Origin of the sequence: Bacteroides sp. LFL-34 (assembly GCF_027257075.1) — a bacterium.
Lineage (GTDB): Bacteria > Bacteroidota > Bacteroidia > Bacteroidales > Bacteroidaceae > Bacteroides > Bacteroides ovatus.
The window spans coordinates 343,790-360,394 of record NZ_JAPQKZ010000002.1; the positions used below are offsets into that span (position 1 = coordinate 343,790).

The window sequence follows — 16,605 nt, forward strand, 5'->3', positions numbered from 1 at the left end:
AATGAATCGACCCACTGATAAACAAATAGAAGAAGTGCTTGCCGGAGTTGCTACACCGGAGGATGCAAAATTTGTGGCGGAATGGTTTGCCACAGAAGAAGGGAACACTTACCTGGATGCTGTGATGACTCGGGAGGCAGAATATTTAAAAGCCGAAACGGCAGAAATATATGTGGACCATACTATACCTTCAGAAAAGATGTACCATCAGATCCAAAAGAACATATCACGCAAACAGATCAAACGTATCTGCTTCCGTGTGGCTGCAATCTTGATTCCCGTTATTTTCCTGATAGGTCTTTATTTACAGATCAATTCCCGGGTGGATTTATTCGGCACTACGGAGTATGAGGAAATTCGTGTTGCCAAAGGAGAGCGGATACAGATGATGTTTCAAGACGGGACGCGAGTTTATATCAATTCGGATTCCTGGTTGAAGTATCCTAAAAAGTTCGGATTGAGTAAGCGGGAAGTTTTCCTGGTGGGAGAAGCCTATTTCGTGGTAGCCAAGAATAAAAAACGTCCGTTTATCGTTAATCTGAACGGACCTTCCGTTCATGTACTAGGTACTTCTTTTGATGTACAAGCCTACCCGGAAAATAAAGATATTGTGATCTGTCTGGATGAAGGACATGTAAACCTGACTCTTTCCTCTGCAAAAGAATACCCGTTACTGCCGGGCGAGAAACTGATATATAATAAAGAAAGTGACCAGTGCCGGATAATCAAGAACGATCATTCAAAGCAAGTTTCAATGTGGAAAGACAATGTGATTTCTTTTAAAGATACTCCTCTGGCAGAAGTGGTCAAGGTTCTGAACCGCTGGTATAATGTAAACTTTAAGATAGAGGATGAGCAGGCATCGAAATATGTATATACGTTGACCTCGGATAACACGATACTGGAGAAGGTGCTTCAGGATTTGGAAAAAATTGCACCGGTAAAATTTGAATATGATGAAGTCCGGAAAGAAGTGACAGTCCGAATGAAACAGGACGGAAAGAAGTAAAATATACTGGATAGGATAATAGAATGAGGACAGGCTGTGTATATACGCAGCCTTTACTGTTTTAGAATAAGAATGTTATGAAATAAATTAGGCTTATGCAAAAAAACTCTTTTTTCTCTCACCCGCTTTTTTGACTTGTGTGTCTACTAAGCATAAATGAGATTTTAAATCTAAGTTTAACTTTAATCAAAGCAAGTAGTATGAAACACAAAGTTCTGCTCGTATTGTTGCTGGGGATAATCATAAGCGTGTCCGCTTCTGCCCAAAAGGTGACAATGAATCTTAAACAAGTAAAGCTGGAGAAAGTATTCTCTGCTATTACACAGCAAACTGGTCTTACGGTGGCTTATAGCCGTACGATCGTCAATCCGGATCGAATAGTGACGGTAGAAGCAAAGAATCAGGAATTATCTAAAGTACTGAATGATTTGTTTCTCGGTACTAACGTGAACTATGAGATCGGAAAAACAAAAATTTATTTGAAGGAGAAAGTTACGGCTTCTGAACAACAGACCAGTAATACGAACAAAAGAAATATATCCGGCCGGGTGGTCGATGAGAAAGGAGAGCCGATTATTGGCGCCAGTGTGATGGTGCAAGGCAGTTCTTTGGGTACAATAACGAATGTAGACGGACGTTATACTTTGGCTAATGTTCCCGAAAACAGTACGATTACAGTATCATACATCGGATATATTACGGTTAATTACGCTGCTACCAGCAGAAATCTATCCCAAGTAGTTCTCCGCGAAGATAGTAAGACACTGGAAGAAGTGGTAGTGGTGGGATATGGTACGCAAAAGAAAGTAAACCTGACTGGTGCTGTTGCTATCGTTTCGGGTGATGAACTGACGACCCGTTCTGCTGCCAACTTATCACAGCTTCTGCAAGGTTCCGTACCGAATATGAACGTAAACTTTAGTTCGGGACGTCCCGGACAAGGGGGAAGCTTCAATATCCGTGGAGTCAACTCCATTAGTGCGGACGCGGCACCTCTGACTATCATTGATGGGATTGAGGGAGATATAAATAAGGTAAACCCCAATGACGTAGAATCCATCAGTGTTTTAAAGGATGCTTCGGCTGCTGCCGTATATGGTGCCCGTGCTGCATATGGAGTTATTTTGGTTACAACCAAGAATGGAAAGGTCGGCAAGACCAATGTCAGCTACAACGGTCGTTTTAGTTTTGGTGAAACGACAACTTCTACGGATTTTGAGACGCGTGGTTATTATTCGGCCGGTATCAATGATATGTTCTACAAAACATATCAGGGCGTCCCTTATACACATTATACCCAAGAAGATTACCATGAATTATGGATTCGCCGTAATGATAAAGTGGAAGATCCTTCCCGACCATGGGTGGTAGAAAAAAACGGAGAGTATAAATATTATGGCAACTTTGACTGGTATAATTGTTTGTTTGATAATACCCGCCCCACTTGGGAACATAACTTGACGGTTTCAGGAGGAACCGAAAAAGTGAAGTATATGCTATCAGGCAACTACTATAATCAGAAAGGAATTATCAGAATAGATCCGGACCGTTTTAAGAAATATACGTTCCGTTCAAAGATCATTGCCAATATTACTTCCTGGTTTGAATTAAGTAACAATACTTCTTATTATCATTCTGAATATACTTATCCGGGGCTATCGGGAGTAAATGACGTTTTCACCAGAGCCGGGCGGCATGCTTTGGCAAGTATTGTGCCGATGCATCCGGATGGAACCCTGGTTTATAGAACAGGTCTGACAGATACAGGAGAAGTGGCAGATGGTGTTAGTGCCGTATTATTGAATGGCGGCCACCATAACCAGGATCGTGAATATGAGTTTGTAACTACGTTCGAAGCCGTATTGAAACCCATCAAGCATTTTGAGGTTCGTGCAAATTACAGCTGGGCACATTACAACCAGCAGAATTTGAATCGTTCCGTAGATGTATTATACTCCAGAAATCCGGGAGAAACAATCACAATGGATAACGGACGTACCAGAGGCAATTATTTGTCGGAAATACAAAACAACCAGATACGCCAAACTTTCAACTTATACGGAACGTATGACAATACCTTCGCAAATGCACATTCGGTAAAGGTCATTGTGGGAGGTAACTATGATTATAAGTATTTCAAGAAACTGGGAATGAAACGTAACGGGTTACTCTCTGAATCTCTCGATGATTTTAACCTGGCAAAAGGTGATGATATATCCATAACCGGAGGACAAGAGGAATATGCGATTCTTGGCTTTTTCTATCGTTTGAATTATGGATATAAAGACCGCTATCTATTTGAAGCCAGCGGACGTTATGATGGTAGTTCCCGTTTTCGTCGAGGACATCGTTTCGGTTTCTTCCCGTCATTCTCTGCCGGATGGCGTGTCAGTGAAGAAGCCTTCTTTACACAAGCCAAAAACTATGTAAGTAATCTGAAACTAAGACTGTCTTACGGATCATTGGGAAATCAGAAAACAGTAGGCTATTATGACTATCTGCAACTGATTAATACCGGAGCGGTAATGAACTATGCTTTCGGAGATACTACGAAAGGCGATTATGCCTATGAGTCAGCTCCGAACTCTACCGATTTGACCTGGGAAACTGTAATCACAAAAAATATAGGTTTGGACTTGGGTTTTCTTAATAATCGTTTGAATGTATCTTTTGATGCATATATTCGTGATACCAAAGATATGTTGATGGCAGGAAAGACTTTGCCTGGCGTATATGGTGCCTCTTCTCCCAGAATGAATGTGGCAGACTTGCGTACGAAAGGGTGGGAAGCATCTATTACTTGGGGAGATAGTTTTACTTTGGCAAGCAAGCCTTTCAACTACCGGGTAATGGCTGGTATCGGAGATAACACCTCCAAAGTGACAAAATATGATAATCCCAACCGGACGCTGACCGATCCTTACGAAGGACAGCAGTTAGGCGAAATATGGGGATACGTAGTAGACGGTTATTTTAAAACGGATGAAGAAGCAAGGAATTATAAAGTAGACCAATCGTTCGTTAACCAAATGATTAATGCAAGCGCTTTGGATAATGGACTTCATGCCGGTGACCTCAAATTTGTCGATTTGGATGGTAACAACAAGATTGAGCAGACAACATCGGCTAATGACCGGAAAGACATGAAAGTGATCGGTAACTCATTGCCGCGCTATAATTATAATTTCGGAATCTCTGCAGATTGGTATGGAATTGATTTTTCAGTTCTTTTTCAGGGCATTGGCAAACAAAATTGGTATCCTGGTGCTGAAACGTCCATGTTTTGGGGACCTTATTCCCGACCATACGCTAGTTTTATTCCTTCCGACTTTATGAGCCAGGTATGGAGTGAAGAAAATACAGATGCTTATTTCCCACGTCCCAGAGGATATGTGGCTCTCGGAAGTAATCGTGAATTAGCAGTGGTTAATACTAAGTATTTGCAGAACCTCGCTTATTGTCGGTTGAAGAATCTTTCTATTGGTTACACATTGCCGGATAAATGGCTTTCTAAAATAGGTTTCGAGAAAATACGTGTTTACTTTAGTGGTGAGAACTTGCTGACATTTACTAAGCTACATTCCGATTATATTGATCCGGAACAAGCATCGGCAAGTAACAGCTGGAAAACAAGTAAAAGTGACGCAAATATTTATCCCTGGGCAAAGACATACTCTTTTGGTGTAGATATAACATTCTGATAATAACGAATATAAAGGAATATAGTATGAAAATAATGAAATATACATTGTGGGCGACTGTTGGTCTGTCGTTGTTATTTGCTTCTTGTGAAAGCATATTGGATATAAATCCGAAAGATCGCTTGACGACTAAGGATTATTTTACGAATGAAGAGCAATTACGATTATACAGTAATCAATTCTATTCGAATAACTTCCCGGGTGATGGCGATATTTACAAGGATAATGCTGATGTGTTGATCGTATCACCTTTGGACGATGAAGTGAGCGGACAACGTGTCATTCCGGAAACGGGTGGAGGATGGAGTTGGAGTGCACTGCGATCAATTAATTTTTTATTGGATAATCTGGGAAACTGTAAAGATCAGAAAGTGCGCGATAAATATGAAGCCCTGGCACGCTTCTTCCGTGCTTATTTCTATTTTGAAAAGGTGAAACGTTTTGGAGATGTACCTTGGTACGATAAAGTACTCGGCTCGGATGATGCTGATTTATACAAAGCCAGGGATTCACGAGAATTTGTGATGGGAAAGATAATGGAAGATCTTAATTTTGCCATAGAGGTTTTTAAAGAAACCAACCGGACAAAAGAACTTTATCGTGTAACCTGGTGGACTGCCCAGGCATTAAAGTCACGTGTAGGATTATTTGAAGGTACTTATCGTAAATATCATGGATTGGGTGATTATGAGAAATACTTGAATGACTGTGTAAGTGCCTCTAATGAAATTATGACTGCTTCCGGAGGATATTCATTGTATCAATCCGGCTCACAGTCCTATCGTAATCTCTTTAAATCCGAGAATGCGATTGATGCGGAAATCATATTGGCAAGGGATTATAATAATGATTTGAGTTTGGTTCATAAAGTACAGGCTTTTGAGAATTCTCCGACATTAGGCCGCCCCGGACTTTCGAAAAAAATGGTCAATTATTATTTAATGAAGAACGGCAACCGTTTCACCGACCAGCCCAATTATGCAACAATGGAATTCAAGGATGAAATAGTCAATCGTGATCCGCGTTTAGCGCAAACAATCCGTACTTCAAATATAAATATGAATGTCACGATGACCGGATACCACTTGCTGAAATATGCAAATGATAATATGAGCTATACAGGTGATTCAAGCAATGACCTTCCTCTGTTCAGATTGGCAGAAGTTTATTTGAACTATGCCGAAGCAAAGGCAGAATTAGGCACACTGACGCAAACTGATATCGACAATACGGTAAACAAATTGCGGACACGTGCAGGAGTTACGGGAAAACTGAATATGAACGCAGCAAACCTTTCTCCGGACCCTTATATGTGTGCTCTGGAAACCGGTTATGTGAATATCACAGGAGATAATAAAGGGGTGATTCTGGAAATCCGCCGGGAACGTGCGATAGAGTTGGTCATGGAAGGCTTCCGTTATTATGATTTGATGCGCTGGAAAGAGGGGCAATGTATGGCCCAATCCTTTAAAGGATTTTATCTTCCTGCTACAGCTATCAATAAAGCGTATGATATCGATGGAGACGGAACAAATGATGTCTGTTTCTACACCACATCTTCGCAACCCAATGTTGGAAGTGTGACGTATGTAAAATTGGCTTCCGATGGAAGCGGCACCTCATTGTCAGAAGGTAATTATGGCAATTTATTGTGTTACAGTTGGATCGACCGTACCTGGAATGAGAACCGTGATTATCTATATCCGATACCAAGACAGGAAATAACCTTATCTAATGGTGTCGTAACCCAGAATCCGGGATGGAATGAATAACAAGTATAAAAGATATAAATAATAGATTTATGAAAAAGATAGTAATATACACATTGATTACCTTCATATTCTCTGTTTTCGCCAGCAGTTGTGAAGATAATAAAGACAATTCATTGTACTATCCTGATTTCACGTGGGATACAGGAGATGGCGAGGAAGACGAAGACCCCGTGACTGAAACGTCCATGCGTGTAGCAACTTATAACTTACAGGTGGAGACTGGTACAGGATGGACTAACCGACGGGAACGTGTGGCACAATTAATCAAAGACTACGATTTTGAGATTTGTGGATTCGAAGAAGCCAGTTGGGAACAACGTTCCTACTTAGGAACTCAACTTGCGAGTGATTATCAGATTCTCGCTTATGGTCGTGACACTGGAAATGACGATAATAAGGCAGGAGAGATGAGTGGCATTTTATATAAGAAGAGCCGCTACACATTACTGGATGCCGGACGTTTCTGGTTTTCCGAAACTCCGGAAATTCCTTCCAACGGATGGGATGAAACAAATTTCAAACGTTTCTGTGTATGGGGAAAATTCAAGGATAGCAAGACTCAAAAAGAATTTTATCTTTTTGAAACTCACATGCCTTTGGCTGATAATGCCAGAAAACATGCATGCCAAATGCTGGTGGATGCAGTTTCCGATAAAGCAAAAGACAATACTCCCGCATTTTGTACCGGCGACTTTAATGCGACTCCTGATGCTCCCGAAATAGCCACTACGATTTGCCAAAGTGGTATATTGAAAGATGCGTATCGGGAAGCGGCCGTTCAACACGGAGCTCTCTTTACATTTCCTTCTAAAAAGACCAGAATTGATTTTATTTTTGTGAAACATGCTACGGTGCTTTCTACCCGCACTATTGTCAGTTCTTTATCCGATCATTATCCTATGGTGATTGTAGTAGAAATCTAAAATAAAAATGAAGATTATGAAAAACAAATTTTATCATATAAGTACATATTCGGTAATGAGATATTGGACCATTTTATGGATGGCTGTTTTATCTTTCTCATGCTCTGATTTTAATCCGATGGATTCCTATAGCCGTATTCCGCCGGATAGAAACACAGACATAGATGACGGAGATGAGGGTGACGGAGCAGGCGGGCTTTTTGAAAAAGGTTATGGAACAATGAACAAACCCTACCTCGTTATGGATGTGATACAGATTCAGAATATGAGTGAAGCCTTGGTGAAAGGAAAGATGATTTACTTTCAGTTGGGGGCTGATATTGATATGAAGTCTGTATCTAATTGGGAACCATTGAACTCAAACGGTGACTATTATATCTATTTTGATGGAAATAACCATATTATAAAGAATTTCACCTGTACAGACAAAGCGTATGCTAGTTTTTTTGGTATTTTGGCCGGGACTTGTAAAAATGTCGGTTTCTATAATGCCCATGTAGAAGCAGCTACTAATAGTGGGGCAGGGGTTATCGGCGGTTATATCGGAGTGAAAGCTCCGAACGCTGTAGAGAAGACAGGGCAGGTGGAAAACTGTTACGTCTCCGGAAAAGTGAAAGGAAAGTATGCTGGTGGAATAGCTTCCCGTATGGGTAGACCGTATGGAGGACAGATTTGTTATATCAAAAACTGTTATTCCACAGCAGAGGTTATATCTACAGGAGATGAATGTGGAGGTATTGTAGGTTCTATGTATGAAAACAGTGAAGTGTCGTATTGCTATTCTACAGGTGTATTAATTGGAGCCAATTCAGTGGGAGGTATTGCTGCACTTCCTTCCGAAGGAGCTAAAATTACGTCCTGTGTTGCTTGGAACTGGAAAATAACAGGTCCTGCTGCCAGATCTGGACGTATCAGTGGAGTTTTGTCTCAAGGTGAAAATGGACATCAGGCGGATCCCGTCGCATCTGAATGTTATGCATGGGAGGATATGATTTGTACAGGATTTACTCCGGAGGATAATGCAGGTTCCGTTTCGACAGGAAAATATGATGGAGTGAGTGAAAGTGCTCTGACTTTGCAGAATAGCATTGCTAATTGGGGGACCCCATGGCATAATGTTGGGAATATAGATATGGGATTCCCTATTTTAGAGTGGCAGTTGGATAGAGAAGATTATGCTAGTTATGGAGGACATGACAACGAACCGGAAGGAGATTTTGCCAATGGAGACGGAACTCAAAATAATCCTTATGTGATTGCTAATGCTATCCATATTCAGAATATGAGCAAAGCCCTCATTGAAAAACAAACGACTTATTTTGTCTTGAGTGCGGATATTGATATGCAGGGGATCAAGTGGGCACCTCTAAATGATGCTAATGGTTACCATAAATGGATTGATTTCGATGGACGCAATCATGTAATTAAAAACCTTACTTGTGAGTCAGGCACATATAGAAGCTTCTTCGGGGTATTGTGTGGAGAATGTAGAAATGTGGGATTTGTGGATGCAAATATCTCATCTCCGAATACTGGTATTGGCATCATAGCCGGTTATGTAGGATTGGCTGCCGGTGCAGAGAATTATACTGGAAAGATAACAAACTGCTATACTACCGGAGTACTGAAGGGGTCGGGAGCAGCAGGTGGAATTGGCGGTGTACTTGGTGGTTCGGGATATATCAAAAATTGCTATTCCAGTGCTACTGTTATTGATCAAATTGCTAACAATGCAGGTAAAGCCGGTGGAATCATCGGAAGGGTGAATGGCAATGCCAGTGGAAGCAGTATTGAAAACTGTTATACTAGTGGTGATATCAATGCCATAGGTGGAGGAAATGCCGGAGGTATAGTCGGCAAAGTGGATGGCGGTAAACTAGTCATAAAAAATTGTATTGCTTGGAATAGTATGTTGGTTAGTACCGATAAAGCAAAGGTGGGACGTATAGTCGGAGGTACTGCCAATGCTACTTATGAAAACTGCTATGCTCATGACGGTATGATTTTGAAAGCAGGAGAGGCTACATTTACCGTTTCAGATGAGACATCACCGTCCGGTAGTAGTTTCCAGGGAGTAGCTAAATCTGCTAACGAGCTGAAAAACACTGTCATAAACTGGGATTCTTCTCTTTGGAAAGAAGGAGGCAACGGCTACCCGGTATTTAAATGGAGTAAATAAATTGATATTTAATGATTTGTAATATGAAGTGTTCTATAAATAAGAAATATTATTTTCTACTTTTGATTTTACTTTTTGCCGGAGGTCTTCCGGCAAAATCTTCCAACTTAGACAAAACGAAACCGGAAGATATTATTCGCCTTGCATCTTATAACATCCGTACCAAAGGAGACAAGGGGGATAAGGCTTGGGAAGTCCGTCTGAACGCATTGGTAGATGTTGTGCGACGGAATAAGTTCGATATGTTTGCCATACAGGAAGGACGTACCTCTCAATTAAAAGATATGATGATTCTGAACGAATATTCTTATATCGGTCGTGATCGTGACGGGGATAATAAAGGAGAACATTGTGCCATTTACTATAAAAAAGATCGCTTTAAGGTGTTGAAACATGGTGATTTCTGGTATTCGGAAACTCCGGATATACCTTCTTATGGTTGGGGAGCACGTTGTCGCCGGATTTGCACTTGGGGATATTTTAAAGACCTCCGGTCCGGGAAGAAATTCTATGTATTTAATTCGCATACGGATCATGAAGCAACAGAAGCAAGACGGCAATCTTCGTTCATGTTGTTGGAACAGGTAAGGAAAATCGCTAAAGGCAGACCAACCTTTTGCACCGGTGATTTTAATGCCACTCCGGACGAAGAACCGGTACAACTTCTCCTGAAAGATAGTTTATTACTGGATTCATATAAATGTACTTTGACGCCTCCTAAAGGACCGTCCGGTAGTTTTTATGCCTATGACAAAACTGGAAAAACAGCTAAGCGCATAGATTTTATTTTTGTGACTCCAAAAATAAAAATACTTTCTTATCACACCATTGATGATGATATAAAGTATAATAAGTACTCTTCAGATCATTTTCCTGTAATGGTGGAAGCGCTACTGAAATGAGAAAAGGAATAAACATTTGAATAGTTATAAAAAACAAGTTGTAAAGGTCGTTCATTACTATAAGTGTATAGATATATTTGTATATATCGCATTGGTGTTGTTTCGGCCTTTACACTGTTTTCTTTTTCTCATACAAGATGCTAATAAACTCATAGAACGTTTATAATAAAAAGTGAAATAGTTTATTATAAACGTCTCTTGTATTTATTATAAACGACATTCATAGAAATTCGTCAAACGGCACTGAATATATTAAACAAAACGGGGTGAAATTAGCAAAAATTTCACCCCGTTTTTACTCTTTCAGACATATATTTATGTATCTGAAAAACTACTTTATGTATCTATTTTTGTATATATCATTTTGATGTTAGCTAATTGGTTATTGCAAATATACAAAATAAAAAGGGCAAAGTCAATAGTTCTATTCATTTAGAATCCACAAACTGCCCGAATATATTGATCATATTAATATTGAGAAACCAAACATGCGGACAACTCTTTTTATAGTCAGTCTAATCAGCAGCATGGTACGGGTGTGTAAACCAGAAGCAGGAACCTATTCCTTCGGTCGAATCCACGCCAATTTCTCCTCCCATTTGGGAAACAATGCTTTTGCAAATAGAAAGTCCGAGTCCTGTACCTTGAACAAAAGTATTCAGCTTCACAAAACGTTCAAATACGCTCTTTTGCTTTTCTTCCGGTATTCCCATTCCGGTGTCGCGCACATAGAATTTTATTTTCTGATGGGATACTTGTTCATATTCCCAGGGTGATACAGCCTTGCTGGGTGAACTTTAATGCGTTATTTATAAAGTTACTGATAACTTGAGTGAATCTGTTTTTGTCAGTGTAGAGATAACATTCCGGGAATGGTTCCTCAAAAATCAATTCAACACCTTTACTCACTTTCATACTCATTGATTTGATGATTTCAGCACACGTCTCATTTACATCCACATTGGTATATACAAAATTAAATGTTCCCGCTTCGATTTTCGAAAGATCGAGAATATCCGATATCAGTTGCAAGAGAAGTTCATTATTCTCTTGCACAATCTTGATATATTCCTGCCGTTCGTTTCTGCTGTCCGTTTCTGCCAGAAGACTGGAAAAACCGACAATAGCATTGAGAGGAGTACGGATCTCATGACTCATGTTAGCTAGGAAAGCCGACTTCAGACGATCCAGTTCTTCCGCTTTATCGCGGGCAATAATCAATTTCTGTTCAGTCTCTTTCAAAGGCGTGATGTCATAATTGATACACAACATCTCAATAATACCGTCCTGCGGACGATAATCTCTGACCATAACGTTAATGCTAGTCCATGTATATTTGCCATTCTCCCTGCATACACGAACTTCTTTACGCAAACTGGTTGCCTTTCCCGTTTTCACTTCACCTACAAAGTTTTTCAGAACAGCCTGATCTTCAGGAACCACATGTGTATATACTCCGATAACCTGCGGCATGGGAGTACCTTCTTTCTCTCCCAAATTCCTGTACCATGTATCTTGGGCATACCCGTCTCTTGTCAATACATTGAAATGAGCAAATCCTACCTTGGCATAATCACCGATTAGAAGAAACAGATTCTCAAACTCCTGTATCTTGGTGTATGCATTGGTCGTTTCCGTCGTATCTATATTGATAAACAGATAGTTGATAAATCGATTTTGAGAATCATAGAGAGCAGTAACTTTAGTGGTAAGATTAATAATCCCATTTCTCCGACTATCTACATATTGATTTATTTTTGAGAAATCATAATTGATGGAGAAGTTTACATCTTCTTTCGCTCTCAATCTCTCTTTAACCTCTAAAGGAATATTGGGATTGTCGAACAGATTAACTCCCAATGCCTCATGCTTGTCAGACAAGCCGAATATTTCAAGCTCTTTATCATTAATGTCTACCAAATAACCGTCTTTGTCGTAAAGTTCGACGCCTGCCGGAAGATTCTTATAGATGTTTCTCAATATCTTCTCGCTGTTGTCCAAAGCAAGACGATCTTCTTTGACTTGTAACTCCGACTTTCGCAATTCGATGCAAATACTGATAATATTAGCAAGAGAGGAAAAGCATTGATAATCCACATTGCTCCAGCTACGCTGCGTTCTTACCATATCAATTCCCATATAGCCCCATACCTCTTCTTTAGAGATTAGCGGAACTACCATCAGCGACTTGATATCCTGCATCTCCAACGTCTGACGATATTCCGCAGCTTCTTCGGGCATGTCGTCCAGCGTGTTCAGTATGATAGCCCTTCTTTCGGCTATCTGATGATTCCACCAGGTAGAAGGGTCCCAGGGAATATTACTCAAGAACTCCTGTTCCTTGGATATTCCTTCGGCGGTAACCTCATAAGTGCAATCCTGGCGTTGTTCTTTTCTGTTTATTTCGAATATATAGATACGATCACCCAAAAATTGGTGAAGGAGATCTCCTAACGTCTTGTTAACCACTTGAGTAACATCATCACATTGCAGAAAAGCAAGCAATGAATATGAAATATTAGTTTGTTGATAAAGCAAATTGCTCACTTGAAAGAAATCAATGTTTTCATTCGTAGTATCGATCGGTCTGTCAATATATTGCAGAAAGCCCGTCATATTCCTATATCCCTCTTTATCGGGCTTTTGGAAATTAATCTTAGAGTACACCCATATTTCCCCGTCTTTTGCCCGGATTGGGAACATTTGTTCGTATGTCTCCAGATAAGAAAGAGACATATATTCATTTTTAAGACGCAGCCGGTGATCTTCACGTATTCTTTGGTGAAATTCGGTGAAACTGATGCGGTTACTTTCAAGGCCGAGTAAGTCAACAATAAAGTCAGAGCAGATATATTCTTTATTTTTCAAATCTGACTCCCACCATCCCATTTTGGCCATTTGTGCTATCTGAACGTATTTTTCATAGTCATAATTTGTTTGTTCTTTCATATTGTTTGCTCTTGTTTTCTGTTTTATATTATAAGCTAGCCGGCAAAGATAAGCATAACTTTTAAATAATGAGGAATTTGCATATCACAGCAGGATGAAAGTGGAAATTTGGTGCTGAAAAGTGGAAAAAGAGACAAATGAGTACAAACAGGGGATTATTTCGTCTTTCTCTTAGTGAAGAAGTGAATTATATAATCTATAATATATATCAGAAGAATGAAAAATACCAGATTATTCATGTTTGCGGCATGCACACTTTTTTTTGCAGCGTGTGGCAGGCAAACCGTGAAGATTATGACTCCGCCGGATGCGTCAAATCGTGTTTTGTTTGGTGCGGAGCAGTTACAGACTACCTTGGATAAAGCCGGTTATCAGGTAATGATGCAACAGGGAGACACGACATTCTCCGATCCCGAAATCAAAACGATTCTCTTGACGGAAGTAAATGACACGACGCTCAAGAAAGAAGGTTTTCATATTTCGACGACGGGCAATCTGACCAGAGTGTCCGGCAGGGATGGGAGTGGTGTCATTTACGGATGCCGTGAACTGATTGACCGTGTGAATGATTCGGATGGTAAGTTGAACTTCCCGGAGGAACTGAAAGACGGTCCTGAAATGGTATTGCGTGGTGCATGTGTAGGATTACAGAAGATGACCTACCTGCCGGGACATGGTGTATACGAATATCCGTATACGCCGGAAAGTTTCCCCTGGTTTTATGATAAAGAGCAGTGGATTAAATACTTGGATATGCTGGTTGCCAACCGCATGAATTCACTGTACCTTTGGAATGGCCATCCGTTTGCGTCATTGGTGAAACTGGAAGATTATCCGTTTGCGCTGGAAGTAGATGAAGAAACATTCAAAATGAATGAAGAAATGTTCTCTTTCCTCACAGAAGAAGCGGACAAACGCGGTATCTTTGTCATACAGATGTTTTATAATATCATTCTTTCCAAACCTTTTGCTGAACATTACGGACTGAAAACACAGGACCGTAACCGTCCCATTACTCCTCTGATTGCCGATTATACACGCAAGAGTATTGCCGCTTTCATTGAAAAGTATCCCAATGTAGGATTACTGGTTTGTCTGGGTGAAGCGATGTGTACAGTGGAGGACGATGTGGAATGGTTTACCAAAACAATAATTCCGGGAGTGAAAGACGGATTACAGGCATTGGGACGTACGGATGAACCGCCTCTTTTGTTGCGTGCGCACGACACGGACTGCAAACTGGTGATGGATGCTGCTTTGCCGCTCTATAAGAATCTTTATACGATGCATAAGTACAATGGTGAATCGTTGACTACCTACGAACCTCGTGGCCCCTGGTCGAAAATTCATACGGATTTGAGTTCGTTGGGTTCCATTCATATCAGTAACGTACATATCCTGGCAAATTTGGAACCGTTTCGCTGGGGTTCTCCAGATTTCGTACAAAAGGCGGTCACTGCCATGCACAATGTACACGGTGCCAATGCGTTACACCTTTATCCGCAGGCTTCATATTGGGATTGGCCTTATACGGCGGACAAATTACCGAACAATGAACGCGAATTCCAGTTGGATCGTGATTGGATCTGGTATCAGACCTGGGGACGCTATGCGTGGAACTGCCACCGCGACCGTACAGATGAAATGGGTTACTGGAACCATCAGTTGGGCAAGTTCTACGGAACCTCTGACGAAAACGCAAGTAATATCCGTGTAGCATACGAAGAAAGCGGGGAAATTGCTCCGAAGTTGTTACGTCGTTTCGGTATCACAGAGGGAAATCGCCAAACGTTATTATTGGGTATGTTTATGAGTCAGCTTGTCAATCCGTACAAATATACGATTTATCCGGGATTCTATGAAAGCTGCGGACCAGAAGGAGAGAAGCTGATAGAGTATGTAGAAAAAGAATGGAAAAAGCAACCTCATGTAGGTGAAATGCCTTTGGATATTGTTGCTCAAGTAATAGAACATGGAGATAAAGCAGTAGCGGCTATTGATAAAGCAGCAGGTTCCGTCTCTTCAAATAAGGATGAATTTGCACGTTTGCAGAATGATATGCATTGTTATCGTGAATTTGCGTATGCGTTCAACCTGAAAGTGAAAGCTGCCAAACTGGTATTGGATTATCAATGGGGAAAAGAGATTAAGAATCTTGAAGAAGCTATTCCTTTGATGGAACAAAGCCTAGAGCACTATCGCAAATTGGTGGAACTGACGGACGAACATTACTTGTATGCCAACAGTATGCAGACTGCCCAACGTCGTATTCCTATCGGTGGAGATGATGGAAAGAACAAGACATGGAAAGAACTGCTGGTACACTATGAGAAGGAATTGGAGAATTTCAAAGCCAACCTCGCTTTGTTGAAAGAAAAACAGAATGGAAACGCAGTGACTGAAACTGTCGAGATTGCTGCCTGGACTCCTGCAAACGTGAAACTGATCTCTAATTATCCGACAGTGAAAGTAGATGAGGGTATTTCTTTATTTGTGGATGTTCCAGGTAAGATAGAAGCAGTAGCTCCGGAATTGAAAGGAATGAAGGCGCTCCGCTTTAATGGAAATGAGCAGAGAGAGAAAGGCACAAGCATCACTTTCGAAACGGATGCTCCGGTGAAATTGTTAGTCGCTTATTTCAAAGACGACCAGAAAAAGTATGCAAAAGCTCCGAAACTGGAAATCGATGCGTCAGCCAATGATTACGGTCAGGCGGAACCCGTGTTGACGAATGCTGTCCGTATCAACGGAATGCCTTTGGCAAATGTGCATGCATATAGTTTTCCGGCTGGAAAGCATACATTGATGTTACCCAAAGGTTATCTGCAAGTGTTAGGATTCACGGCTGCGGAAACGAAAGTTCGTAATGCCGGGCTTGCCGGGGATGAAGAGACAATGGATTGGTTGTTTTATTAATGGGAATTTAGCAGTTAAATGGGAATTTATCGGTTAAATGGGAATTTTGCAGTTAGGCTGAAAGCCTTACAATTATATATTTATTGGGGTGCCCTGAAAGGGCTTAATTATATAGCGTAGGGCAACGCCCTACGAAAAAAACACACCAGCCACAAGCCCTGAAAGGGCGGAACCATATACAATTATGCCCTTTCAGGGCGCAAATTCAGATTGTCGCTTTTACGTAGGGCGTTGCCCTACGCTATATAATTAAA

General features: G+C 40.7%; 7 protein-coding genes and 1 pseudogene. 7 read left to right on the plus strand and 1 reads right to left on the minus strand.

The genetic code is table 11. The annotated features are described in order from the left end of the window. Window position 1: 1 nt before the first annotated feature. From N5O98_RS01745 to N5O98_RS01770, 6 genes are all read left to right on the plus strand, one after another. The gene (locus N5O98_RS01745; RefSeq protein ID WP_004310319.1) at window positions 2-1,009 is read left to right on the plus strand and encodes a FecR family protein; all 1,008 of its coding nucleotides are present in this window, start codon (window positions 2-4) and stop codon (window positions 1,007-1,009) included. A 200-nt stretch (window positions 1,010-1,209) separates the two neighbouring features. Next, a complete protein-coding gene (locus tag N5O98_RS01750; RefSeq protein ID WP_004310320.1) occupies window positions 1,210-4,710 on the plus strand; it encodes a TonB-dependent receptor in 3,501 nt (1,166 codons plus the stop codon). 26 nt (window positions 4,711-4,736) lie between these two features. Further along, window positions 4,737-6,482, plus strand: coding sequence for a RagB/SusD family nutrient uptake outer membrane protein (locus N5O98_RS01755; protein WP_004310321.1), 1,746 nt, complete (start codon window positions 4,737-4,739; stop codon window positions 6,480-6,482). Window positions 6,483-6,511: 29 nt separating this feature from the next. After that, a complete protein-coding gene (locus N5O98_RS01760) occupies window positions 6,512-7,405 on the plus strand; it encodes an endonuclease/exonuclease/phosphatase family protein (protein WP_004306172.1) in 894 nt (297 codons plus the stop codon). Window positions 7,406-7,421: 16 nt separating this feature from the next. Beyond that, a complete protein-coding gene (locus N5O98_RS01765) occupies window positions 7,422-9,584 on the plus strand; it encodes a hypothetical protein (RefSeq protein ID WP_004310322.1) in 2,163 nt (720 codons plus the stop codon). An 11-nt stretch (window positions 9,585-9,595) separates the two neighbouring features. After that, complete coding sequence (locus tag N5O98_RS01770) at window positions 9,596-10,486, plus strand: endonuclease/exonuclease/phosphatase family protein (protein WP_004310323.1); 891 nt, start codon at window positions 9,596-9,598, stop codon at window positions 10,484-10,486. Between the two features lie 515 nt (window positions 10,487-11,001). Here N5O98_RS01770 and N5O98_RS01775 read toward each other — a convergent pair. After that, window positions 11,002-13,435 (minus strand): annotated as a pseudogene (locus N5O98_RS01775) (sensor histidine kinase). A gap of 216 nt (window positions 13,436-13,651) precedes the next feature. On the opposite strand from N5O98_RS01775, the gene N5O98_RS01780 reads away from it, so the two are divergent. Beyond that, window positions 13,652-16,351 carry an alpha-d-galacturonidase gene (locus tag N5O98_RS01780; RefSeq protein WP_182423437.1) on the plus strand — a complete coding sequence of 900 codons (2,700 nt, stop codon included), beginning with the start codon at window positions 13,652-13,654 and terminating at the stop codon, window positions 16,349-16,351. Window positions 16,352-16,605 lie beyond the last annotated feature (254 nt).